The organism is Methanobrevibacter sp., assembly GCF_045644645.1.
Taxonomy (GTDB): Archaea; Methanobacteriota; Methanobacteria; order Methanobacteriales; family Methanobacteriaceae; genus Methanocatella.
In genome coordinates, this window is the sequence record NZ_JAZRHE010000137.1 from 40285 (window position 1) to 65107 (window position 24823).

The 24823-nt window shown below is 38.5% G+C and carries 26 protein-coding genes and 1 pseudogene; 14 read left to right on the forward strand and 13 right to left on the reverse strand.

The features are described from left to right. Positions 1-4 precede the first annotated feature (4 nt). From ACKI4K_RS08095 to ftsY, 4 genes are all read left to right on the forward strand, one after another. Positions 5-679, forward strand: a complete 675-nt coding sequence (locus tag ACKI4K_RS08095; RefSeq protein WP_407424021.1) for a translation initiation factor IF-6 — start codon at positions 5-7, stop codon at positions 677-679. A gap of 25 nt (positions 680-704) precedes the next feature. Then, entirely contained in the window at positions 705-929 is a 225-nt protein-coding gene (gene rpl18a / locus ACKI4K_RS08100) for a 50S ribosomal protein L18Ae (protein WP_407424023.1), read from the forward strand. A gap of 19 nt (positions 930-948) precedes the next feature. Next, entirely contained in the window at positions 949-1383 is a 435-nt protein-coding gene (pfdA, locus tag ACKI4K_RS08105; protein ID WP_407424025.1) for a prefoldin subunit alpha, read from the forward strand. Between the two features lie 108 nt (positions 1384-1491). Then, positions 1492-2982: a signal recognition particle-docking protein FtsY gene (gene ftsY / locus ACKI4K_RS08110; RefSeq protein ID WP_407424027.1), complete on the forward strand. Its 1491-nt coding sequence runs from the start codon at positions 1492-1494 to the stop codon at positions 2980-2982. 30 nt (positions 2983-3012) lie between these two features. Here ftsY and ACKI4K_RS08115 read toward each other — a convergent pair whose 3' ends face one another. Beyond that, entirely contained in the window at positions 3013-3390 is a 378-nt protein-coding gene (locus tag ACKI4K_RS08115; RefSeq protein ID WP_407424029.1) for a hypothetical protein, read from the reverse strand. A gap of 57 nt (positions 3391-3447) precedes the next feature. On the opposite strand from ACKI4K_RS08115, the gene ACKI4K_RS08120 reads away from it, so the two are divergent. Next, on the forward strand, positions 3448-4902 hold the full coding sequence (locus tag ACKI4K_RS08120; RefSeq protein ID WP_407424031.1) for a sodium-dependent transporter: 1455 nt from the start codon (positions 3448-3450) through the stop codon (positions 4900-4902). A 185-nt stretch (positions 4903-5087) separates the two neighbouring features. Here the strand turns inward: ACKI4K_RS08120 and ACKI4K_RS08125 are convergent, their stop codons facing one another. The 3 genes from ACKI4K_RS08125 to ACKI4K_RS08135 form a co-directional block, all read right to left on the reverse strand. Next, positions 5088-5303: a hypothetical protein gene (locus ACKI4K_RS08125; RefSeq protein ID WP_407424033.1), complete on the reverse strand. Its 216-nt coding sequence runs from the start codon at positions 5301-5303 to the stop codon at positions 5088-5090. Between the two features lie 45 nt (positions 5304-5348). Then, positions 5349-6035, reverse strand: coding sequence for a hypothetical protein (locus ACKI4K_RS08130; RefSeq protein ID WP_407424035.1), 687 nt, complete (start codon positions 6033-6035; stop codon positions 5349-5351). A gap of 112 nt (positions 6036-6147) precedes the next feature. Beyond that, complete coding sequence (locus ACKI4K_RS08135) at positions 6148-7173, reverse strand: hypothetical protein (protein WP_407424037.1); 1026 nt, start codon at positions 7171-7173, stop codon at positions 6148-6150. A gap of 122 nt (positions 7174-7295) precedes the next feature. Between ACKI4K_RS08135 and ACKI4K_RS08140 the strand changes: the two genes are divergently transcribed. Continuing rightward, complete coding sequence (locus ACKI4K_RS08140) at positions 7296-7568, forward strand: winged helix-turn-helix domain-containing protein (protein ID WP_407424039.1); 273 nt, start codon at positions 7296-7298, stop codon at positions 7566-7568. 201 nt (positions 7569-7769) lie between these two features. Here ACKI4K_RS08140 and ACKI4K_RS08145 read toward each other — a convergent pair whose 3' ends face one another. Then, entirely contained in the window at positions 7770-8255 is a 486-nt protein-coding gene (locus tag ACKI4K_RS08145; protein WP_407424041.1) for a hypothetical protein, read from the reverse strand. A gap of 486 nt (positions 8256-8741) precedes the next feature. Between ACKI4K_RS08145 and ACKI4K_RS08150 the strand changes: the two genes are divergently transcribed. Next, positions 8742-10328, forward strand: a complete 1587-nt coding sequence (locus ACKI4K_RS08150) for a DUF2142 domain-containing protein (protein WP_407424043.1) — start codon at positions 8742-8744, stop codon at positions 10326-10328. A gap of 198 nt (positions 10329-10526) precedes the next feature. Beyond that, positions 10527-11933, forward strand: coding sequence for a DUF2142 domain-containing protein (locus ACKI4K_RS08155; protein WP_407424094.1), 1407 nt, complete (start codon positions 10527-10529; stop codon positions 11931-11933). Between the two features lie 239 nt (positions 11934-12172). On the opposite strand, the gene ACKI4K_RS08160 is transcribed toward ACKI4K_RS08155, so the two are convergent. Further along, on the reverse strand, positions 12173-12421 hold the full coding sequence (locus tag ACKI4K_RS08160; RefSeq protein ID WP_407424045.1) for a hypothetical protein: 249 nt from the start codon (positions 12419-12421) through the stop codon (positions 12173-12175). Positions 12422-13174: 753 nt separating this feature from the next. Next, a pseudogene (locus ACKI4K_RS08165) lies at positions 13175-13387 on the reverse strand (CPBP family intramembrane glutamate endopeptidase); the annotation flags it as partial. Here ACKI4K_RS08165 and ACKI4K_RS08170 point away from each other — a divergent pair. Further along, positions 13350-13580, forward strand: a complete 231-nt coding sequence (locus ACKI4K_RS08170) for a hypothetical protein (RefSeq protein ID WP_407424096.1) — start codon at positions 13350-13352, stop codon at positions 13578-13580. The pseudogene ACKI4K_RS08165 and the gene ACKI4K_RS08170 sit on opposite strands and share 38 nt — an antisense overlap. Before the next feature lie 216 nt (positions 13581-13796). On the opposite strand, the gene ACKI4K_RS08175 is transcribed toward ACKI4K_RS08170, so the two are convergent. The 4 genes from ACKI4K_RS08175 to ACKI4K_RS08190 form a co-directional block, all read right to left on the reverse strand. Then, on the reverse strand, positions 13797-14411 hold the full coding sequence (locus ACKI4K_RS08175) for a TetR/AcrR family transcriptional regulator (protein WP_407424047.1): 615 nt from the start codon (positions 14409-14411) through the stop codon (positions 13797-13799). Between the two features lie 316 nt (positions 14412-14727). Then, the gene (locus tag ACKI4K_RS08180) at positions 14728-16479 is read right to left on the reverse strand and encodes a lectin like domain-containing protein (RefSeq protein ID WP_407424049.1); all 1752 of its coding nucleotides are present in this window, start codon (positions 16477-16479) and stop codon (positions 14728-14730) included. After that, positions 16404-17243 carry a hypothetical protein gene (locus tag ACKI4K_RS08185; RefSeq protein ID WP_407424051.1) on the reverse strand — a complete coding sequence of 280 codons (840 nt, stop codon included), beginning with the start codon at positions 17241-17243 and terminating at the stop codon, positions 16404-16406. Before ACKI4K_RS08185 ends, ACKI4K_RS08180 begins: the two co-directional genes overlap by 76 nt. Then, a complete protein-coding gene (locus tag ACKI4K_RS08190) occupies positions 17240-17665 on the reverse strand; it encodes a hypothetical protein (RefSeq protein WP_407424053.1) in 426 nt (141 codons plus the stop codon). The genes ACKI4K_RS08185 and ACKI4K_RS08190 overlap by 4 nt, the downstream gene beginning before the upstream one ends. A gap of 1565 nt (positions 17666-19230) precedes the next feature. Here ACKI4K_RS08190 and ACKI4K_RS08195 point away from each other — a divergent pair. Continuing rightward, on the forward strand, positions 19231-19767 hold the full coding sequence (locus ACKI4K_RS08195; protein ID WP_407424055.1) for a hypothetical protein: 537 nt from the start codon (positions 19231-19233) through the stop codon (positions 19765-19767). A 9-nt stretch (positions 19768-19776) separates the two neighbouring features. After that, positions 19777-20943, forward strand: coding sequence for a DNA adenine methylase (locus tag ACKI4K_RS08200; protein WP_407424057.1), 1167 nt, complete (start codon positions 19777-19779; stop codon positions 20941-20943). Here ACKI4K_RS08200 and ACKI4K_RS08205 read toward each other — a convergent pair. After that, a complete protein-coding gene (locus ACKI4K_RS08205) occupies positions 20932-22275 on the reverse strand; it encodes a Sau3AI family type II restriction endonuclease (protein ID WP_407424059.1) in 1344 nt (447 codons plus the stop codon). The two genes, ACKI4K_RS08200 and ACKI4K_RS08205, sit on opposite strands and share 12 nt — an antisense overlap. A 113-nt stretch (positions 22276-22388) precedes the next feature. On the opposite strand from ACKI4K_RS08205, the gene dcm reads away from it, so the two are divergent. Genes dcm through ACKI4K_RS08220 form a run of 3 tightly spaced genes read left to right on the forward strand, consistent with a single transcriptional unit; the run spans position 22389 to position 23988 of the window. After that, positions 22389-23648 (forward strand): DNA (cytosine-5-)-methyltransferase, encoded by a 1260-nt coding sequence (dcm, locus tag ACKI4K_RS08210; RefSeq protein ID WP_407424061.1) that lies wholly within the window; start codon positions 22389-22391, stop codon positions 23646-23648. 18 nt (positions 23649-23666) lie between these two features. Continuing rightward, positions 23667-23825 (forward strand): hypothetical protein, encoded by a 159-nt coding sequence (locus ACKI4K_RS08215; protein ID WP_407424063.1) that lies wholly within the window; start codon positions 23667-23669, stop codon positions 23823-23825. Beyond that, entirely contained in the window at positions 23818-23988 is a 171-nt protein-coding gene (locus tag ACKI4K_RS08220; RefSeq protein ID WP_407424065.1) for a hypothetical protein, read from the forward strand. The genes ACKI4K_RS08215 and ACKI4K_RS08220 overlap by 8 nt, the downstream gene beginning before the upstream one ends. 84 nt (positions 23989-24072) lie before the next feature. Here the strand turns inward: ACKI4K_RS08220 and ACKI4K_RS08225 are convergent, their stop codons facing one another. Further along, entirely contained in the window at positions 24073-24669 is a 597-nt protein-coding gene (locus ACKI4K_RS08225) for an Ig-like domain-containing protein (protein WP_407424067.1), read from the reverse strand. Positions 24670-24823 lie beyond the last annotated feature (154 nt).

The window sequence follows — 24823 nt, forward strand, 5'->3', positions numbered from 1 at the left end:
CAATATGTTAAAAAGAGTAGATATTGTAGGAAATCCTAATGTAGGAGTGTTTATTTTGGCAACTGATGATTTGGCTATTGTTCCTTATACCCTTTTGGATGAAAAAGCGGAAATAATTAAGGAAACCTTGGATGTCGATGTTGTCAAGTCTTCTATTTCAGGAAGCAGTCTCATAGGATCTTTAGCTGTAGCCAATTCAAATGGTATCGTTGTTTCCCCACATGTTTTGGATAGAGAAATTGAACAGTTTGAAAAGCTTGGCTTAAATGTCGCTACAATTCCGGGTCAATATACTGCTGTTGGAAATATCATTGCGGCAAACGACACCGGAGCTATTGTAAGCCCATTTTTAGGCGAAGAAGCTATTCAAGTAGTTGAAGAAACCTTGGATGTAAATGTCGAAGCAACCTCAATGGTTGGAAGCGACATTATCGGTTCTTTAATCACTGTTACTAATAAAGGATTCTTGATTAGTAGCAAAGCTGTTAAAAGTGAAATCAATTTTGCTCAAGAGGTATTTGGTGTAGAAGGCGATATTGGTACTGTTGGCAGAGGCATACCATTGGTTGGAGCATGTATCATTTCCAACTCAAATGGTGCGATTGTGGCTAAAGACAGTACCGGTCCTGAAATGGCTAGAGTTGAAGAAGCATTAGGCTTTTTAGATGATGATTTTTAATTGATATAATCATGAGGGATTTAATATGATAACAAAAATTTACAGAGTTAAAGGCACTTTTGTAATGGGCGATGAATATCATGAGTTTACTAAAGAATACAAAGCTACTTGTGAAGCTGATGTAGAACAAAAAATTTACGACCGTTTCGGAAGTAAACATGGTATCAACAGGAACCAAATTTCTATTGCAGAAATTAAAGAAATTTCTCCAGAAGAAGTTCTTGACCCAATCGTGAAAGAAATTTTATAGATGCATTTAAGGTGTAAATATGGAAGATCAACAAAGACTTAACAATCTTCTTAATGAAATTAATGCATATTCTCAACAGGCTGAATTAATCAAACAGCAAATCGAATTGATTCAAGCTTCTATTTCAGAAATCGATGCATTAACCAACACTTTAGATGACATTGAAGGAAAAGATTCCGTTGAAGCTTTCGTTCCTGTAGGTGCTGGTTCTTTCATTAAAGGAGAACTTAAAAGTACTGATGAAATTATTGTAAGTATTGGTTCAGGCATTGCCATCAAAAAAGATGCAGATGGCGCTCGCGAAATCATGGCTGGGCAAAAAGAAGACTTAAAGGATAGCTTAGATAAAATGTTAGCTAACTTACAGCAGGTCACTGATGTTGTAGGCAATCTTCAAGCTCAGGCAGAGCAAATCGCAGCTGCTGCACAGGGCAACATGACTCAAATGGGATGATTATCCCAACTTTTTTTCTTTTTTTTAAGCATTTTTTTTAAATATTATGAGGATAATAAATAGTATCATTATTGATTATTTTTAACTAACTTATAAGGTTGGATTATTTTGTTTGAATCTTTAAAAAAGAAGTTTTCACGCACTAGTGAAAAGTTGGAAGAGGAGCTCATTGAAGAAGCTGAAAAAGAAGACAACCTCCAGGAAGAATCAGGTCAAAGGTTTTCATTCTTTTCATTCGGACGTAAGAATGATAAGAAAGATGATGAAGATTCACTTCCGGAATCAACAGAGGATGCAGAAGGCGGAGAAGTAGAAGAGGAAGTTGTTGAGGAGAAGAAGTCTCACTTCTGGAGCAGAAGCAAGGATGAATCTGAGGATGAGGAAGAAGTAGAGGAAGAGTCTGAGGATGATGAGGAAGGTGTTGAGGAGAAGAAGTCTCACTTCTGGAGCAGAAGCAAGGATGAATCTGAGGATGAGGAAGAAGTAGAGGAAGAGTCTGAGGATGATGAGGAAGTTGTTGAGGAGAAGAAGTCTCACTTCTGGAGCAGAAGAAAAGACAAATCCGAAGATAAGGATGCTGTTGAGGAGGACTCAGAAGAGGAAGTTGAAAAAGAAGGTGAAGGTAAAAAACACTTCTGGAGCAGAAGCAAAGATAAAAAAGAAGATGTTTCTGTTGATGGTGAGGCTAAAGGCGGATTATTCTCATTTGTTCGTGAAAAAACCATTTCCGAAAAGCATGTGGAAGACATCTTATGGGAACTTGAAATGGAACTCCTTCAGGGCGATGTGGCAATGGAAGTGGCTAACGCTGTTGTAGAAAGCGTTAAGGATGATTTGGTAGGTAAAAAAATCAAGAGAAGCAACGACATTACAGAATACACATACCTCGCTTTGAGAAACGCGGTTGCCGAAATCATTGACATCCCGGGAAAATCCATGACTGAAATGATTGAGGAGAAAAAGGCCCAGGGAGAACCTCTTGTAGTGATGTTTGTCGGAATCAACGGAACAGGTAAGACAACCACAATTGGTAAGTTGGCCAATTACTATCTTAAAAAAGGTTACACTCCAGTAATAGCCGCATCAGACACATTTAGGGCAGGAGCCATTGAACAGGTTACTTATCATGCCGACAATGTTGGCGTTAAAATCATCAAGCACAAAAAGGGCTCAGACCCTGCAGCTGTTGCATTTGATGCAGTTGAACATGCAAAGGCTCAGGGAAAAGAGCTGGTTTTAATAGACACTGCTGGAAGAATGCAGACCAATGTTAACCTTATGGATGAGATGAAAAAGATCAAAAGGGTTGCAAAACCTGATTTGGTCATATTTGTAGGTGACGCATTGACAGGCAACGATGCAACCGAACAGGCCGTCAAGTTCAATGAGGCCATCGACATTGACGGGGTTATTTTAACCAAGGCGGATGCTGACAGTAAAGGCGGAGCTTCACTTTCAATCGGCTATGTAATCAAGAAGCCTATCATGTTTTTGGGTGTTGGCCAGGGATATGACGACATCATGGAATACGATGCCGAATGGATGCTTGACCAGCTATTCAGTGAAAATGAAGATGGGGCTGAAGCGCTGGCCGAATAAAATTAATTCAGGCTTTAATCTATTTGAGGATCAGTATCTTCTTTTAGATAAAGCTTTCAATCTCTTTTTTTCTATATTCTTGTCTTTATCGGATTGATATTGTCTTTTTTGGCGATTGGTTGTTGTTTCATTATTTCTCATGATGGTTACAAGGTCAATTGAATTTCCCTTGCAGGCAAGCAGAATCCTGATTTCCTTATAGTCCTTTGTGGATGGCGCATCATAGACTACAGCATACTTGTTTCCTTCAACGTGTTGCCAGCTATTCGGCTCCTCGTTCATTAGGCAGTCATAAACATAGCTTTGAGTAAGTCCATTATCAGACAGTCTCTGCTGGAAGTGTCTGTTTTCAAAACACCAGTCAATACTTTCAGTTTCACCAATCATAAATTTGTCAAAAACATTCATTTTTTTCACTAATATTATTATATGTTGGGTTTAATATATTATACATGAGGATATATTATGGATGAAAGAGCACAATGGGATTCGTCGATTGCATTTATCTTTGCAATGGTCGGGGCGGCAGTCGGTCTTGGAAACATCTGGCGTTTTAGTTATGTGGTCTATTCAAACGGTGGAGGTTCATTTTTCATTCCATACTTTACTGCAATCGCCATCATGGGAATTCCGTTTTTAATATTGGAATATGGTGTAGGTTTCACGTTCAAGGATTCCTTTTCGAACATCGTTAGAAAGATCAAGCCGAAGTTTGAAATCATAGCCTGGATGCTTGTTCTTTTTGTTTTTGTAGTCACTATTTATTATATGGTAATTCTAAGCTGGGATCTGGTGTATCTGTTAAGCAGTTTCACTTTTAGCTGGGGAACTGATGCGGCAGCCTACTTTACTCAAACCGTTGGTGGAAGTTCAAACTTATCAAATGCAAGCTTTTTACTTATTCCCACAACAATATGCGTATTCTTACTTTGGATTGTATTGTGGTTCATCGCCCATAGGAATGTCGATAAGGGTATTGGAAAAGTTTCAAAAATACTCATTCCTGCCTTGTTTGTAATAATGGGAATAATCGTCATCTATTCGTTAACACTGCCCGGTGCGGAAATCGGAATCAGCACCCTGCTCACTCCAAATTGGGCAATGCTCTTGGATGTTAACATATGGCTTGCGGCATTTGCACAAATAATATTTTCATTAAGTATGGGCCAGGCCATTGCACTTACATATGCAAGCTATTTGCCTGAAAACTCAAAATTAATCGATAATGTGCTGATTGTGGTAGCATCCAACTCAGCCTTTGAAATATTTACCGCATTTGGTGTATTTTCAATCTTGGGCTATATGTCAGCCACTTCCGGAACCCCGATGGTTCAGCTGATTACCGAGGGCACAGGTTTAATCTTCATTGTTTTCCCTATGATATTTAATATAATGGGTCCTATCGGACGTATTTTGGCTCCGTTACTGTTCCTGGCCATTTTATTTGCCGGCATCACTTCAGCTTTGGGATTTTTCGAGCCGATGCTGAATTCAACTTCAGCCAAGTTGGGATGGTCCCGTAAAAAGACAGCAACAGTTTTGGCCATTGTTGGCTGTGCCTTTTCATTGATTTTAACAACCGGAATCAGCAGCTATCTGGTTAAGATAATCGATTCATTTGTCAATGAGTTTGGAATATTGCTTTTGATAGGAGTCCAGTGTATCATATTTGCGTGGGTCTATGGTGCGGAGCACTTTTTGCCTGCCCTGAACGAATATTCAACATTCAAGGTTGGCAGGACTTGGACTTTCATCATCAAATACCTGCTTCCTGTTGTTTTAATAGTGATGTGGGCAATTGGTATTGTAACACTGTTCAGCACCGCCAAAAGATTTGAGATCATAATTGACCTTATCATCATTGTCGGCGTTTTTGTTGCGGCATTCGCATTTACAAAAATCAGGGCTCATGGCGAATAATCGTTTCATTCGCACTTTTTTTATTTTTTCATCTATACGATGCTTTGACAAACATTGCATTTCACTATCAGATTCAATATAATTGAAAGTTCAATTAATTATTTTGCATGGCTCATAACAATTGCATTAAATAAGCTAAGCTATATTTAATTATTGGCAATAGTTTTTTTAGGGAGTTTTTTTTTTTAAAAGTTGGTGTATGCATCATAGGCGGCATAGGCGGCATAGGCCAAACTTACAAGATGGCCAAGGGGATTGTTCACAAAGAAGTATATGAAAAGATTGAGCAAAATCAAAATTCCAAACATTCCCGCTCCCTTTTTGACATCTCCATTGAGGGCCTGGCCAACACCAGGAATGATGAATGATGCAACTGTGTTTACCAAAGGATTCTTCTGCATGTAATATATTTTGTATATTCATGCTTTAAAATCTTTTGATGCTTGTCAGCCCACCCCTAAAAATATCATAATGAAGATAATGCCGTCCGTTAGCAGGTGTGAGATATAAGGGACAAGAACGTTTTTGGTTCTTATGTATCCATATAGCTCAAATATGGTTCCGAAACCCTGCAGGGCCAGCACCGATATCAGTGTGGAGTATGGGGGAGCATAATGGAGCAGTCCGAAAAATATTATGATGATTGCTGATGAAAGAGCTATGGATAGTTTCCGGTTGTCTGTGTATTTGTAGAAGAGTCTTAGGAAAAACATCAGCGGAATGAATTTTATCAGCTCTTCCGCCATAATCGAAAATAGCAACGCCGCTGTACTTTCAAAATCGATAGTGAGGAGTTCATCAAATCCGGTACCGATCAGACCAAGATTTTCTAAAAGGGTGGCCACGATAAATGAGTATGCTATATATCCCGCAAACATTAATACTGCAAGTATTATCTCATTTCTTGTCGGTTTTTTGAACAGCAGATTATAATCCCAGTTTGAAACGTATAACAGGGGTATTAAAAGCATTAAACAAAATATGCTGCTTCCTATAAGCTCTGATGTTTGTGCTATTGCGGCGTAAACCATCATTGAAACCGGTATTAAAAGCAGCAGTATTATCCACCACTTTTTAGGTATTCTCGGATTGTGTCTGTAGTATGGAAAATCCCTTGTGTCGTCGAATTTCATGCTTATCGGTTAAGATTTTTTTAGTGGACCACATGTTGCAGTCAGCTATTCGGGCTGGCTTTTCATTCAGTGTTTATGATTCGTTCTGTTTTAAAAAAGAGAGTTGTGGTACTCAGAAGTATTGAGTACCGCTAGTAGGGTTTAAGTGGATTCCTTGAGTTGCCACCAGGTTTCCATCAGCATCATAAAGCTCAACTTTGGCAAAATCAGGGTATCTGGAATATGCATCTGCACTGGCAATTTCCACATAACCGTCTGATTTGATGGTGGCGGGAACGTAGTTTCCATGGTTTAAACTTGTTCCGTCACGGGAATAGAATATCTTAATGCCCACATCCTCGCCGGCATGGTCTGCGCCTATGTAAAGTCTGGCATAGGTCTTGTCTTCATCCGCGCTGCCTGTTGTAAAGGATCCCCCTCCAATCATAATAGGGTCAATTGATTTTTGGATTGTGGTCTCAGGTTTGGAAGTGTCGTCCGGTTTTTTATCGTCTTCAGATTTTTTTTCAATTACTTTTTGAACTGGAGTTTTATCCTCTGTCTTTTTGACTGTCGTATTGTTGTTGACAGTTTTTTTTACTGTTGTATTGTTTCCCGCTGTTTTATTGTCGGTTGTGTTGTTGGCTTGAGTTTTTTCAACGCCTTGTCCAAATGTTATTTTGGATGTGTCCTTGACTTTGGTAGTGTTAATCATTTTTTCAAGCAGATCCAAATTGTGGCCTGAAAGAATGATGTCTGTGTCATTAACGGTTTTTACAATTCTGTAGTAGTTTCCATCATAATTTTCACTCATATAAATCTTTTGAGAATTACTGTCTGAAATCAATTTCATTTTATCAGGTATTAGTCTGTCAGTGAAATTTTTGGAAATGATGATCAAATCGATATCCTTTGAAAAATTGCCCTTGTTCTGCCAGGCAATCATTCCCTTTGAGTTTTCACTTTGGTTGGTTTTGATTGTGAAATTGGAATCGACTGGTGTTTCCATATCAAAAAAATTAAAAGCCTGAGTTTTAAGTGGAATTTCATAAGCAGTCTGGTTTTGGTTTTGATTGTTTGGAGCTATAATCATAATTCCGGCCAAAATAATAACGACAACTGCTATCCCTGCGATAATTATCTTTTTATCCATGTTCATTTTGACAACCTCTGATTAGTATTTATTGCCGATTGTAATATTTAATCTTTTTTTAGCCCCTTGACTGAAATATTTATATATCCTCTTGGGATAAACTTCTAAACAAAAAAAGATTGATTTTTATGGATGATGAACTATTGAAAAAATACGCTTATGTTATCTCTTCGACTCACCGCGTAAGGGTCATGAACGGGCTTGATGGGGACGTCATCACCCCAACCCAAATTTCAAAAAAGGTAGGCCTTGAACCAAAGTATGTATCGAAAGTCCTGAGGGAACTCAAAGAAAAGGAACTTGTGGAATGCATCAACGAGGAATATAGGAAAGGGAGGTTGTATAGGCTGACCGATGGCGGAGAGGGCGTCATGGAACTCCTTGAAAATCTTGACTGGTAATCATTTTAGTTAGGGTTTGAATGGCTTTGCCGCATGCATGGGAATCTCAATATCATGACTTGTTTTAAGAAGATGGCATGGTGCAGTGTGGGCTGTCACTAAAAATAATCTAATATTATGAAAAAATCAGGAAATAATTAAAAAATGAGTTTGGGTGGGGAGGATGAACCTCCTCCCTAGGGAGAATAAATACTTTTGATTTTAGAATTTTATTGATTCAACCTTATTGTTTTTGTTGAATTCGTTTAAGGTTGAAATTAATTTGGCTGTGTCGGTGTTGCTTGAATCTTTTGCCCAGCACACTACAACGTATTCCTGGCCGTCAACTTTTATGACTTCTGAAACACCGTGGGTTGCATGATCATAATCGGTGAAGTTTGCAGTGTTGTCTGAGTTTTTGCCGATTTTCATATCATCATCCGGAGTGATGTACTCTCTGCCATCATGGTGAATTGTATTATCTAAGATATCGTCATTAACCTTATCATCGTAAGCATCGTCGTCTACATTTTTGAAGATTAAAATTCCGCTGTCCTGATTGCCGTTTGCGTATGCTGAATAATAGTCACTACTGTATATGTTTTTGTATGCACTGTCTACATTAAAGTCATTTACGGATGCAGCGCATGCGCTGCCAATTAGAAGTGCTGAAAATAATAACGCGAATAATATTTTTTTAATATCCATAATTATCACCTATTTTTTTGGACCTGAGAGAAAGATTTACAGTTCGGTTCTCTTCAAGGCACAATTAGATATATGAAACTGGCCATATATAAGCTTTTTCGAATGTAAGTGCCCACTTACATTTTTATTTGCTAAAAAAATGATTATTAATGGCTATAATCTTTTATTGGTGGTTGAGGCGCTTCGATTCTTTTTTAATCTCATATTCTGCATTGCTTTTTAAGATAATCTGCTGAGTTTTGTGATGCTCACATTTTGGATTTGGAATTTTCATGGTGCCGTCCTTCAAACCTATGGATTTTATTAGGAGTATTATCTGATGTAATGTTTTTTTAACATAATGTTTATTAATATTTTATTAGAAAAATAGAATATGTGTTTTAATAAAATTTGGCTTTTATTTCAAGGTTAATTCAACTGTTTATGGGTTTTGTCAGTAAATGGCAACGTTTTTTCATAAAAAGGCTGATGGAAATTGGGGTGTAAATGTTGGGGAGTATTACTGAGGTGTTTGTCAGTTCCAAAAAATATTGGATTGTCTATCTGATATTCATTGCTGTCACCTGCATGTCCACCCTTTCGGCTAAAAACTTCGCAAAACCCCAGTTCGTGGTAGCGGCATTTGTCATTGTTGCGGTTTTGGGGATACTCTGCATCGTTTATTATTTCATGCATGACTCTGAAAGCGAACTGTATAAGGTTGCCTTTGTCATCATAGTCTGCTTCGGCCTAATGTCAGCATTTGTCGTGCCGATTGTGGATGTCAGTGATGAATTGGAGCATCTCACACGGGCGGAAATCACCTCTCAGGGAGTGATGTTTCCTCATTGGGAGGGAGGACCTAATAATCTCACCCAATTATACAATCGCACCGAAGGAAAATATAGTGATGCACTTAATACTGATGTTGGTTTCAGGACATCCCAAAGCCACATGTTTTTTTTAAACAACCGGGAAAAAACGGTTTTTGACACGCCCGGGGACATGGATAAGATCAGCAACGAGACAATACTTGACGGGTCTGCCTTTGAACAGAATCCGTTCTATGGATACATACCACAGGGAATCGGCGTATTTTTGGCCAAATTATTTGACATGAACGTTATCTGGATGTTATGGCTTGGAAGAATATTCAATCTGTTTTCCTATGCATTTCTGATATCGCTGGCCATTAAGAAGGCTCCTGTGCTGAAAATCCCGCTTTTGGCGGTGGCCTGCATACCCCTTTCGATTTATCAGGCGGCTTCGGTCAGCATAGACTCGATGATAATCGGTCTGGGGATACTTGCGATTGCATACTTCATCCATCTCTACAGGGCGGAATCCGGATCCCTTGACACCAGGCATGTTGCAATATTCTGCGGGCTTTCATTGCTTTTGGGACTTTGCAAGCTGCCTTACCTTGCGTTCGTGTTTCTGATATTGTTCGTCCCTCGCGAAAACTTCAGGAATAAAAATATCATAAGATATATGCTTCTGGGCATTCTCATCGTTGCCGTTGCAGGCGTATTGTGGAGCACATATTCGGAACCGGCACTGATGCATTCATGGAGATCAAAGCTCAATTACATGGACCCTGCACTGCAGGCGAACTATTTGATAGACAACCCGATTTTCGTTTTAAGATTCATAAGGATGATTTTCACATATACATTGGGAATCACAGTAAACGGGCTGTTCAACTTCTTTGGGGCAGGCAGCGCCAACCATTATTCTGATCATTATACTCTCATTACGATATTCCTGTGGATATTCCTGTCTCTCACATTGCTGTTCTATCCGAACAAGCCTAAATTCAATTCCAGGGCAAGGATAGGCTCTCTTCTGGTATTGCTGATGGTATATGTTGGAACATGCTTCATTCAGCTCCTGACCTGGGCGAATGTTGGTGGAACGAATATCGGCGTCAGCACCAGGTACTTCCTGCCGCTCTTTGCCCTGCTTCCAATCATCGTGCCGTTTAGGATAAGGCAGCTGGACAGGTTCAAGGAAAGTTATGACAGGTATGCAATGATTTTCATCATAGGATTCATGGCAACCTTGATTTTGGCCTTTGCAACGAAATATTACTGATTTGGGGAGAATATGAATTTAAATGAATTTAAGGATGTGCTTGTCTCATCGAAAAAATATTGGCTGTGCTATTTGGTTTTGATAGTCGTTCTGGGTCTTTCAACAGCCACATATAAAAATCTGGCGCATCCCGGATTTGAGCTCAAGACATTATTGATTGTTGCGGTTCTGGGCGTTCTATGCATTGCCTATTATTTCATGCACGATTCGGATAGGGAATTGCATAAGGTTGCTTTTGTAGTCATACTGTGCTTCGGAATCATCACCTCATTCATCGTGCCGATCTGTGATGTCAGCGATGAGACCGAACATCTTGCAAGGGCGGAGCTGACTTCAAGAGGAATAATCATCCCCCACTGGACAGGAGAGGACATGGGCCTCAATAGGAGCTACAATGTATCCTCGTCACATAAAAGTGTGGTGTACAATAAGGGTGCGGGATTCGAATCCATCGATGCGGTGAACTATCTGACGGGGGAGCTGGGAAAAACGGTATACAACACCCCTTACGATACGCAAAAGATCGACAACACGTCAGTAATGATAGTCTCCGCATTTGAGCAGAATCCGTTTTATGGATACCTGCCTCAGGCGCTCGGAATGTTTGTTGCCAAGCTGCTGGACTTGAATGTAATCTGGCTTTTGTGGCTTGGGCGGATTTTCAATCTGATCTTTTATGCAGGATTGATATCGCTGGCTATTAAAAAAGCCCCTGTTTTGAAGATGCCTCTGCTTGCCGTTGCCTGCATACCGATTTCAATATATCAGGCCGCTTCGCTGAGCATTGACGCCATGATAATCGGACTTGCAATACTTGCCGTCGGATACTTCCTGCAGCTGTACAAGGCCGAGAAGAATTCCCTCGGCGTCAGGGAAGTGGTGATGTTTTCCGCATTGTGCCTGATTTTGGGCCTTTGCAAACTGCCGTATCTGGCATTCGTGTTCCTGCTGCTTCTGATTCCATTTGACAACTTCGAAAAGGGCAGGAAAATCATTCCATACATGCTCATATGCATAGCTATTGTTGGAATAATCGGTTTCATGTGGAGCAGATATTCCCAGCCCGCATTAATGCATTCCTGGAGGTCCAGACTCAAATATCTCGATCCGGAAGGGCAGATGCAGTATATCACTTCACACCCTATCTTCATGGGACGGTTCGTTGCCCAGCTATTTACACATAACCTCTCCAAAATTCTCTATGGCACATTCAATTTCTTCGGGGTGGCACAGAAGGTACATTACGCGGACAGCTATCATTTGGTGGTTGTCACACTGTTGCTGTTTTTGGCTGCCGTGTTGCTTGCCTATCCAAAAAACACAAAATTCGATTTGAAGACAAGAATCGGAACGTTATTGATTGTATTGATGATATATGTCGGAACAAGCTTCATACAATTGTTGACCTGGGCAAGTGTGGGGCGTTTAAATCTAGGCCTTTCAGCGCGTTATTTCGTGCCTCTGTTTGCCCTGTTCCCAATCATCGGCACATTCAGGATAGACAGGCTGAAGCGGCTGGGTGATGATTTCGACAGGTACGCGATGGTTTTCATAGTCGCATTCATGGCGGTGATGATCCTGTCATTTGCCACCAAATACTACTGACATTCTAAATCTGTGAATGTCCGGGACAGGCATATGCTATGGGGCATTCATCTTCATGCCGGATGGATTACAGTTTGCTGAAGTTGCATCCGCTACTGCAGTTGGATTTCTGTTAATCTCCCTTTAACCATTACCAAAACCCTTATACGTCATGTTTAATGGCTACAATTTTTTAAAATGTCTGTAATTTTACAAAATGGCTTCAACAAGCCTTAAATAAGGTTTAAGCCATATATTTTCTAGTAAAAGGCCTCAAAACATAGGTATGGTAGGAGGTAGATAAACATGAAATTGTTATTTTTAAGTAATGTTTGTTTATTAATCAGTTCAGTCTTTCCCCATGCTGCATTGGTGTTCTTTCCATGCATCTCCACGGAGGTGAGAACGGTGGAGTTAATTATCTTCACGATTGGAACATATTGGTTTAATATTGCTTCAGTTATTAGATCATTAATGATTCTAATTAAATGTAGAAGATAATAGCTCACGTTTTCACCTCCATTTAACGGGTAATTAAATATAAACAATTCAATGATGGGTTTTGAAAACCAAGTTTTCGTGAGGCCTTTTTCCCGGAGAGAACACTGTTTAATTACCTCATTTTACAAAAATAGTTAAGTTTATATAATAATTGGATAATATGATTATACAAGAGAATTACTTTTAAAGTAAACCTCTGTGGAGATGCAAATCTATAGTTTTTAATGTCTATGGGGAATATTGTAGGGATTTGTCTCTGCAATAAGACATTAAATTTGACTTTTTTTATCACTGATTTTCGGATATTTATTTAAACAATAATGGTAGGATTATCACTCATAAATAATTTCAGCGTTATATTGGCCAGTGTAAGCGGCATCATCTTTTTTTCAGCTCCCGATATGGATTGCCTGCAGGTCCCATCCGGTCATCTAATTGCCGGCGCCGGTTATTGTGATGACTTTGATTTTGCTCGCCGCTGGCCTTCATCTAATCCATGGCATTAAAAAAGCACAGGTTGTCTTGCCGATACCCCGTTTGTCTGATTATTGCTGCTGGCTGTTGCTGTATTCAAGCAGCCTTCCGACATGGCGGGTTTCAAAGAACATGTCCTTTTTAGCCATGACTATGATGACTGTAATCACCGTTATCACTATTGTCTCCAGGCACTTTGTCTCCGGGGTCAACGCTATTTTCTCCTGCATGAAATTGACGAAGAAATGGAATATCATGCAGGCCAGTATCGAACGGTCGCTTTCAAGATAGACCCATGTGATGACGAATCCCATGGGGATTCCGCTTATAAAAAAGTTAATCACATAAAGTGGATTCACCATAAGTCCCGCCTGATAGGTTCCGGAAATAAAGACCAAAGGAAAATGCCAGAAGGACCATAGCACTCCGAAAATCATGGATTCCCAAAACCAGTTCATATAGTTGCCGATTGAATCCTCACAGTATCCTTTCCATCCCACTTCCTCGATTATCGAAGCAATCGTAATGGTAATGAATGCTCCGGCTATTCCAACGCCGGTAAAGGAAAAGTCTTCAGTAAGGGAAAACTGGCTAAGCGGCTGTCCGAAGAGCAGGGACAGCAGGATGGATGCGACTATCACAATCGCAAATACAATAACTGCCCAGACCACATTCATCCATTTTACCTTGTAAAAGCCGACGATCTTATTCTTGAAGTCTTGCTTAAGCAGGTCTGAGTCTGACACCATAAAACCGTGAACACAATGGCTGGAGCCATAAGGCCTATCAGCATAAGCAACGGACTGATGTCTTCTGATGTAAAGATTGCAGGAATCCAGAATATCCAGGTAAAAAGATACGCCAGGGCAAAAAAGAGAACCGGTCTGTAGTGGTAGCTTTCAGTACTGTTCACTCGACCGCCTCCATGTCAGTCTTGTCAATCAAGTCGTTGATGAAGCTCATGGTTCCGCTTTGCGCTCCGAGAAGCTTTTCGGTCATGTCAATAAAGACTGAAATGTCTTTTTCGCTGAATTTACCTTCATTGAATGTGCTGTCGCTGATGATAAGAAGCATCTTGACGCGCTCGGATATATTGTCGCATTCAAAGACGCCTTCATCCACTCCCTCTTGTATGACTTCGGATAAAAGCGGAGTGAGAACGTCAATCAGTTTTTCCCTGACCTTATGGTGCATCAGCACATTCTCCGGCTGGAAAAGGGTGTTCTTTATGGGCTGTTCCGCTTCGGCGGGTTTCATCGATGCAATTATTCCGACTATCTTTTGCGGCACGGGAATATCGGTTGCGATAACCTGCTTTGCCGCCTCGGATTCGCTTGCAATCATCATGTCAATGACCTCTTTGAGCATCTGCTCCTTGCTTTTGAAATGGTAGTAGTATGTGCCTTTGGCAATCTGTGCCTTTTCTATTATTTCGTCAACGCTGGTGTTCTCATATCCCTTTGTGAGAAACATGTCATATGCAATCTTTAAAAGTTCCTGTTTTCTTTTTTCACCTTTTTTCATGCTTGCCTCCAGAATAGGGTCTTAATCGGTTTTTAAATTATGATTGGCCTAATATTATTGTCAATCATTTTTCGACTATTAGTCGGTTTTTTGTTTTCAATTCTAATATGAGCATCATACTATATAAATATTTTCACGAAATTAAATATAAAGAAACTGAACAGGGGCTTTGAAAACTTTGTTTTCTTGATATACTTTCCCTAAAATGGTAAATGCTTATTTACATTCTTTTAAAATATAGTTGGGTTCATATGGTGTTCAATATTTGTATAAATGGTGTTGTCCGCAAAGCTTAAGTGCAGTGTTCATGTGCTTTTTATTTTCCATTTCTTCTTGCAAGGACCAGACCTAAAAGCACGATTATAAATGCCAATATAGGACTTCCGGTTGTCTTGCTGTCAATATGGGCCGCTTCTTCGGATACGGTTTTGGCCGGTTCGTCGGAGGCATCCGGAATCACTGTGATAGTCCCGGTTCCATTTGATGCCAGATAGGTGTCATCACCCTCAAAGCCGACTGTTGCATTGTAGGTGCCGGGCTCCAGATTCACCATGATGTAGGCCTCTCCGTTTTCATCGGTCCTGGCATAATAGGTCCTGCCGTTCACGGTGATTGAAACGGTTCTTCCTGCAATCGGCTTGCTTTTGCTGTCCCATAATGTAACCTTGACTTGCTTTGCCTCTGAGTCATAGAAGATTGCACTGTGCAGGCATATTCCGGTTTCCTCTTTCATGACGTTGACTGTTGCGGATGCATTTGACGGGTTGTAGATGTTGTCTCCTTCAAATCTCATGTCCAAGGCATATTTTCCCGCTTTGACCTGTGGGATTTCAAAGAAAACCGCACCATTTTCATCCGTGATGCAGTATTCGGTTTTGCCGTTGAATGTGATTGACACCCTTTTGTTTTTCAAGGCTTCGCCATCGGATATGAGAGTCAAAGCGAAACGGGAAGTGCCTTTGGCCAGATCGGTAGTCAGGAATGTCGCGGATTTGTCTGATATGATGCTTGTGTTCAATCTCGAATCTACAATGTAGACCTTAAGGCAGACCGTCATGTTCAGGCCCGCATAGTCAATCCATGTTTCGCCGTCACCGCTTACGTATGACCTTTCATTTTTGATGGGATATCTTGACCATTCCTGGCCTGGAACATTATTGCTTTTGAATTCCACCCTGAATCTGTCGTCTGCATTGACCGCAATGTATCTGTTCAGGACAATTGTCTTAAAGCCTCCGTATTCGCTCACGCCGCTTTGGGTGTGCTTCAGCTCATCATTGACATACACCTTCAGCTCATAGTCGATGCCGCTTTCATTGAAGTATGTGCCAACAGCTCCAATCAGCCCGTCTTCCAGTGCGGCAAATGCGTTTGAATAATGGGTGTAGTTTCGATTGAATCCAGTCAATCTTGTGAAATCCGTCTGATAATTGGCAACATACGGAATGGTGTTTTCAAATATGTATCCGACAATGGAAGTTTCTGGGGTGCCATTATCCGGTGTCATGAAGGATTTGTCATAATATGACAAGTAGAAATATCCGTTGTCGTCGAATTCAGTCCCATAGCTATTTTTAATAATCCATGTGCCGTCAGAGGGTGGTGCAATTAAGAAATTGTCTTTTGAGAAGGTGTCGTCCCATCCGACAACGGCAACATCATGATTCGCTTCATCCGTTTCGTTTGCATAATATGCATAGGTCTCCTCATTGTAGTTGGAGTCGTCATGATAATATGCGATGGCCAGGGCACCATATTTCATCAGCGCCTCCTTCATCTGTCTGGTTGTCCGGTCGGCTTCGGTTTTCAGTATGATTATTGCGTCCTGCACATGAATTCTCCTGTCGCTTTCCATCATCATCGAAACCTTGCCGAATTCATCATAGGCATCCTCCTCCTCGGGTATGATGCCTTGCCAGCTTAAGGCATAACCTAAGGGATTTACATTATATCCCGATTCGACCAATCCTTTTTCTCCATAAACGGAATATGTCAGTTCGTTGTTTTGGATATTGTTTTCGGAAATGTCTGCTTCAATGCCTGTTGCTTTAAACAATGCAGATTCCATGGCGGCAACGTTGCTGAATACCCAGCATGCACCGTTTTGCCTCTGGTCCTTAACCGGGTGACCCAGCCAAAATCGCGCAGGTCGAATTTGGAGGGCAGGCTGTCGATGACAATGCTGTTGTTTGTCAAATTGAGTGTGACTCCAATGTTTGCTATGGCAATCGTGTCTTCAGTATTGTTCAGAAGCACAATGTCATAGGTGTTGTTTGAAAACACTGCCCTTTTTGTATAAACGCCATAGACGCTTGTTTTGCTGCTGTTGAATCTGGAATGTCTGATGTTTGCATCCGCTTCATAAAGATAAACGGCACTGGCCACATCATCTCCGCTCAAATCAACTTTGTTTTTTGTGAAATTCGAGTTTAGAATGTTCAGTTCACCGTAATCAAAGTATAATGCTCCTGCCTGTTTTCCTGCACTGTTGTCGTCGAATTCGGAGTCCGTAATCGTCAACTTGGTCAGGGATGTATAGACCGCACCGCCTTTGTATTTTGCAGCATTGCTCATGAAGTCGGAATTGTCCACCGTCAGATTGCCGTTCAATTGAAGGATTGCGCCGCCGAATTGGGATTCACAATCCTTGAATGTGGAATTTCGGACGGCCATTATTCGAGGAGGCCCCTCATAATACTCCCAACCTCCCGCATCATAATATATCGCGCCGCCGTTATGCAGGGATGTTGAATTTTCGAACACGCAATTCTCAATCGATATGCTGTGGGGGTCTTCCTCAAAAAATTTTGCGGCTATCGCTCCGCCGGTCATGTCTGCATGGTGTTTTTGAATGATGAGCTTTTAACGGTCACTGATGAGTCGAAAATGGTGATTGCACTGTCATATGTGGAATTTAAGTCTATGAATTGGGTGTTTTCAATATTAAGGACATTATCAGACATTGCAGCAATGGCACTATATTCATCATTGTTGTTTCCACAGAAAAGTGAATTGTTGATGTTTATGCTGGAATACCATGCATAAATTCCATTGAATTCCATATTCTCATCTTCAAAATCAGTGGAATCTGTGATGAACCTTACATTATTCAAGACAAGATTTGAGTCGGACACGTAAATCACGTGCCCCACGCAATTTTTTATGGTCAGGTCATTGATTTCCAGATATTTGGCGCTGGTGGAGAAAAGGGCTGCCCGACCGTTTCCGTTGATGGTATGGTTATTGCCGTTCACTACAAGGCTTTTGTCTATTGTGATTCCACGAATATGATCTCTTTCAATGTCAAATGCATAATCGCTTTCGACATCAAAGGTTTCATCGCTGTTTGAAATGTCGCTTTTCAGCTCAGTGTATGATTTGGAATCCTGAGGCAGGTTTCATTCGTGTTCAGGTCACTGGCACAGACTGCGCTTATTGCTAATGCAAGTATTATTAGTGCAAATTCCAGTTTTTTGTAAGATTTCAAATATAATCCCCCATTGTTTAATTATTTTTAGCGGATAATATAAAAAAGTTGTTGATTTATTTAAAAGTTAGCGGGGGCATTTTTGTTAAGATTTTCATTCGACATTTTCCTTAAAGCATTGTCATCAATTTGTTGGATTGTCTTTCAATTTATAATATTTAAGTTGATGGATATGCAGAAGATAGGAAAATAAGCTTGTTAAGATGGCAGGGGTGCTGAGGCTGATGACATTCCATTGTCTCGAGTTAAAGCCATTTGAAAGCATTATAATCATTAGATTTTATCATTAACTTTTTTGATTGCTTATTTTTTGTATTTGGGATGTAAGTAAGTGCTTGCAGTCGAAAAACTATTTATATGGTGTTGTTTAAAGTTATTAGTAAGTGTGATGTGTTGTTTTATCTGGTGATGCATCATGCTGATGAAAAGTACTGATGAATCGCCGGTGCTAACTGCCCTGGGCAGTGCGGTGCTGGCATTTTGATATGAAACATAGTTTACTCCCCCGTAAATTTGAAGTAATATTGACCTTAGATGATTTGGATATTTTCATTTGAAAATATTCACTTCATTCACTCCCTTGTTTTTTTTATGATCCGAACTTTTTTGAATGTTTATTTTTGTCATTAACGATGTAAGTGAGCGCTTGCAGTCGAAAAACTATTTATATGGTGTTGTTTAAAGTAATAGGTAAGTGTAGTGTGTCATGATGCATTATGCTTGAAAGTATAGATAGCATGCTGGCATTGCCCGTCTTCAGGATGGGGCGGTGCCGGTACTATTAGATTTTAAATTTAATTTTCGCCTCCGTTGAAATTAAATGTTATTTACCTTATGGATTGGATGTTTCCATTGGAAATGTTCAATTCATTTACTCCCGTTGTTTTTTTGTGATTTGAACTTTTTTGGTTGTTTGTTTTTAGTGTTTGGAATGCAAGTAAGCGCTTGCAGTCGAAAAACTATTTATATGGTGTTGTTTAAAGTAATCAGTAAGTGTAGTGTGTCATGATGCATTATGCTTGGGAAAAACACGAATAGGCTGGTATTAGTGCATTCTTAAAATGGATGGTGTAATGCTGGTGAAAAAAATTGTATAAAAAATTTTCTCCGTTTAAGTTATATTAAATAAATCACTTCACGATTTGGATATTCCCTTGCGGAATATTCAAATCAACACTCCCCCAAAATTCCTGTTTTTTGTGAAATTTGATTTTTGAATCTCTTTAAACTATCAGTCTTTTTGCAATTCTTTTTATTCACTTGATTTCATATCATGATATTTGTATTAATTTATATTTTTTTTAAACACAATATTATAATAATGGTGATAAAATGGAAAAGAATCATAAGATTATTATAGTTGGGCTAATTATTGTCATCATTGCGCTAATTGCCGGAATAGCTTATATGACCATGGGCAATAGTTCGCCAAGTAAAGGGGGAGGAAATGCTCCGGATGGAATGCAGATATATGATTTTAATTCCGAATTCAAAATGTCAGTTCCGAAAAATGCTAAGTTTTTAAAAGAATGGAATTACACTGACCCTATATGGGGTAGCGGTTATTCCTATTTTGATAAGGATAATGAATTTGCCATTCTTTATGTTGATACACCATTGATTACTCATGAATTTGCCAATGCGATGGTTGATGCTATGAATAAATCTGGAAATGGTACTTTTGAAGTTGATGGCGATTTGTTGATATGTCATAATTTAAAGGCTAACGGTAAGGTTGGAGATAATTTGGAAAATACTAATTTTACAGAGAGAATTGTTCTTCAAAAAGGCCACCAGGTAGTTGGAGTTTCAGGAAATGATTTGGATCTGATTAAATCAATGGCAAATACTATCAAGTTTTATGAATGAGGGGGTATTATGAATAAGAAATGGATTATATTAATTTTATTATGCGTATCTTTTTTCGCTATAGGTAGTGTGGGTGCCGCAAATTTGGAAAATTATGATTTTGATGGATATTTTACAATGAATGTTCCTGGTGACGTTAGTTTTGAAAAAGAAATTAATGATACTAGTGAAAACGGATTTGACATGGTTAATGCAGCCTATATGAGTGAAAATATTGTAATTTTTTACATGGATTCTCCAACATTAAGCGATAATTCCTCAGTATTCATTTATCAAAGAATGTTCGAGCAACTAAATCCTGGGTCAGATAAATGTTATGAAAGTCAGGAAGGCAATTTGACAATCTTGGAATCAACATCTGGTGGGGGAGCATTATTTTTTCATGCACTATCCAATTATGAAGTCACGAAATCATATATTTCTGATACAAATGAAGATTTGATTCTCACATATAAGGTAATTCAAAAACATCCTGAGGACTTAATAGATGAATTAAATTCTATTAAATCAAAATTTGATGATGGGGATTATGAGGGTAGAAAAGAATGTTATTATAAAATTCGCAAGGAATTCAACAAATTGAAAGATAAACTTAATTATAAAAAGTATTCTAAAGAACATATTCCTCAAGCAGCATACTTGATTTTTCTAAATAAAACTTGTTTTAATGGAATATATCGTGTTAATTCAAAGGGTTATTTCAATGTTCCAATGGGAAGATATAAAAATCCGTCTATTTTTGATGAAAAGAATATTTATGCAATTTCTGATAAAATACAGAATACAACAATTAAAAATGATTCTTATGAATGTTATAAAAATTTAATTGATGAAAAATCTCTTGTATATTTTGATCCGCCATATAGGCCAATTACTGAAACTAGTTTTACAAATTATACAAAATCAAGTTTTAATGATGATGATCAAAAGAAATTAGCTAAATTCTATCGAGATATTGATAATAAACATAATCATAATGTTAAATTAATTCTTAGTAATTCTGACCCGCACATTAGGGACGAAAATGATAATTTTTTTGACATTGAATTATACGAAGGTTTTAATATTAAAAGAATTCCAGCTAGAAGATATGTAAATCGAAATGGTGATGGGAGAGGACCAATAAAGGAAATTCTCGTGCGTAATTATAAAAATAAAAAAGATTTAATTGATTAATTTAGTATAAAGCAATTTCTTACTAATCATAAAGGCTACTTTTGTTTTATCTCTTTTAAAGAAATTGACATAAGCATCATCGCCTTTGACTCCTTTTGGAGCTATTTCAAGCAATTGGTTTTTAAATCCATTAGCTGAAGTCGGCAACAATCCCACATCTTTTTTCTCAATGGCCAGTTTTATTTGATTATATGTTTTTTCAAATGATTCTAAGTCATTTTCATCAAAGGAAATTTGTTTTACATCACTTAAGATTCTATATCCGTTTCTGCTCCTATTTTTTTCACTATAACAAATGACAATCAATGTTGTTTCCTCAAAGTAGTTTTTCCAGTATGAGTCTCCCCATTTATCTTCGAAATCACTCAAACTTATGGTTTTAAATGACATTCTCTCACGAGGTTTGCCATTTTCCTGAATGGGCAAATTTTTAATAATGAAACTTGTTTTAACAAATAACTCACTTTTGTCAGCCAATTCTTCATCCTTTCCAATCAATTCATCAGATATCATTTTGCTGATGTTTTTAGGTATTTTATCATCATATTTTTTGCCGGTTATTTCTTCAAGTATTTCAACTTGTGTTTTTCCAAAATAGGGTTCTAATTTGTCTTTAACATAATCAATAACTGTTTTAAACTCATTGCTACTACTTTTGAAGGTCATGTCTGCATGTTCAATATTTTCTCTTAATATTCCTGTCATATATGCATTTTTTAGAGAATATGCCCTTGGCTTGGATAAAATATCAGAAAAAGGCTGTGTTGTCCTGTCTTTTGAAGTCCTTGCTTTAGTGCATGCTCCCAAATATGATGTATCTCCTTCGGACAGCTCGTGGGCCTTTCCATCCAAGACTTTTCCTTGGATTATCTTAAAGTCATTTTCAAAGATTTCCTTATCTTTGCTCATGTCATACAACTGATAATCGGTTATCAGAAAGTCTTTGGCTTCCTTATTCTTGTCATATTCGTACCATATGATAAGCATATCCTTACATTTGCCAAGCACATGGCTGGTTTCAAACGTTTCATGAATGATGGTGTTATAATCGATTTTACTTAAAACCAGTCTTTCTTTAGCTCTTAAAGTCCCGTTCTTATTTTTAACATAACCGGTAACCTTTAATTCGATGTCCAGTTCTTCAAAATCGGCTTTGCTATCACTATTTATGGGATATTTATAAAATCCAGTTTCAACTACATGGCCTAAAAGCCCTTTTTGTCTTGTTAAACTTCCATGTTCAAGTAAATGCTCCGAATCAATTTCTTTGAAAGTCTTTCCTATGATGTTGGATGTATATTCAAGTAACTCTTCTTTGGTATTAAATTTCATTTCTATTTCCATTCTAAAATTGCTTTTAGTTTGTTTTCAATACTTTTCAGATGCTCTCTAATTAATTATTAATATATGGCTTGTCTAATATATAATATGTTGGAGAAATTAACATGGAAAAAACTGTTGTAGAATTATTTGCGGGTGTTGGTGGTTTTCGCTGCGGATTCAATGAAGTTGAATTCGATGGAAACAATGTTAAAGAACAGGATAATTGGGATTTCGTTTGGGCAAATCAATGGGAGCCATCCACCAAGACACAGGCGGCATTTGATTGTTATATTGAAAGGTTTGGTGAAAACTCTTGCATTTGCAAGGATATTGGAGAAATAGATAAAAATATGATTCCAGGACATACTCTTTTAGTTGGCGGTTTTCCATGTCAGGACTATTCTGTAGCAAGATCTCTTTCAAATGAAAAGGGTATTGAAGGCAAAAAAGGCGTTCTATGGTGGGAAATAGCCGAAGTTCTGGAGGCAAAACACCCCCCTTTTGTTTTACTGGAAAATGTTGACAGGCTTTTAAGGTCACCTTCAACCCAAAGGGGAAGAGATTTTGGAATAATGCTTCGTTCCTTTTTAGATAATGGTTATGCAGTTGAATGGAGAGTAATCAATGCTGCAGAATATGGATTTCCACAAAGAAGGAGACGAGTATTCATCTTTGCTTATCATGAATCAACAAACTATTTTAAAAAAATGAGTAAAGTTCCTGCAGAACAACTTGTTTATAAAAAAGGAATTTTTGCAAGGAACTTCAAAATTAAAGATATCAAATTAGACAAGGGACGCTCAAGCATTTCGGCAAGAGACTATGAAGACATTGTTTATATTAGTGATGAATTTGATTTCCACTTCTTTAATGCAGGATGCATGGTTAATGGTGCTGTCAATACATATAAAGTCGAATCGGTTGACTGTAAAAGCAAAATTAATTTGGGCGATATGCTTGAAAAAGGAGAAGTTGATGAAAAATACATTATCACCGAGGAAAGTCTCAAGAAATGGAAATATCTGAAGGGATCCAAAAAGCTTGAGAGAAAAAAACCAAATGGTGAAACGTATTGCTATTCGGAAGGAGCCATTGCATTTCCAGACCATTTGGATGCTCCTGCAAGGACAATGCTTACAAGTGAAGGAACTACCAACAGGAGCTCACACATTATTGCTGTTGATGAGGAAAATGATATTTACCGTATTTTAACTCCTGTAGAAACAGAAAGGATTCAAATGTTTCCTGATAATTGGACAAATATAGAATCAAAGGCAATGACTGAAAGAAGAAGATATTTCATGATGGGAAATGCTTTGGTTGTTGGTGTCGTTGAAAGGTTGGGCAAATATTTGGAAGAAATTGTTGATAATGAGGATTAGCTATTTTGGAGAGATAATATGTCAGATAAAAGATTAGAACTTGCAAAAAACAAATTGGAAGATCTTGAAGCAAAGCTTGAAAAAGTCAAAGGCACTCCAAGGGAAGAGGAGTTCCAAATGCAAATTGACAAAATCAATGAATTGATTGCCCATCTTGAAAATGAACTCGATGAATAAGCTATTGGAAGCATCATGTCGGATGCTTATTATAATGTCAATTCTCATTTCATGCGAATCATATTGCCCTAATGATTTTGAATCAAGCATATCCAAAAACGGGCAAAGCAATCATCATGGCATTCACGCATCTATCAAAATAATCAGTTCCAAATACCATTAAAATCAGCAAGCATAAAAAAAGAGAGAAAAGATAAAGATGCATGCACATAAAAAGGTAGAAATGCGATGCATCTACCTAAAGTATTCACCCTCTACTCTTGTCAATATACTTCGAACCGGGTTCTGCATTGGGATAGTCAACACTTTTGGGATTGTTGGGATAATATTTCTTGCTGGGTCCCAAGTTTTCTAGAATCTTTCCATTGTCATCAACAGTATAGTAATATCCGTCCTCGCCCATTATCGTATGGGTGGTGCTTGTCTGACTGTCTTGTGGGGATGCTTGGGCTTCAACAGCTTTTTCTTCAATTGTCATTTGTTGGGTGGTATTGCAGCCATTGTAGTTGTCGTTTCCTCCATAACTGACGGTTACATTATATTCTCCGGCACTTTTATCGAGTTTCAAAACGCCGATGCCGTTTTCATCGGTAACCACAGAATGGTAATCGCTTGCCCGATTTTCATCCGTCACTGTCACATTTACGGTTTGGTTAACTAAAGGGTTTCCATTGCCGTCAGCTAATTTGATTTCAACCGAATCTCCTTTTGTGATTGTGGAGTTGCTCATAAAGGTCAGGTTCGTATCTTGTTTGTTCACATTGGGCATTGATGCAAAAATGCCAACTAAAATTGCAAGAATTATTGCAATTAAGGCCATTATTATGATTTTGTTTTTGTCCATGAATGTCCCTCGGGTTATCTGATATAATTGATATTGTGTCTATAATGTATATATTGATTCCGACTGGAATTTCCCAACTTCATTTTATAATAAATTATTATTTGCTTTATTTCAATCCGCCCCCTATTGGTGAAGCAGGATTATAATTTTCATG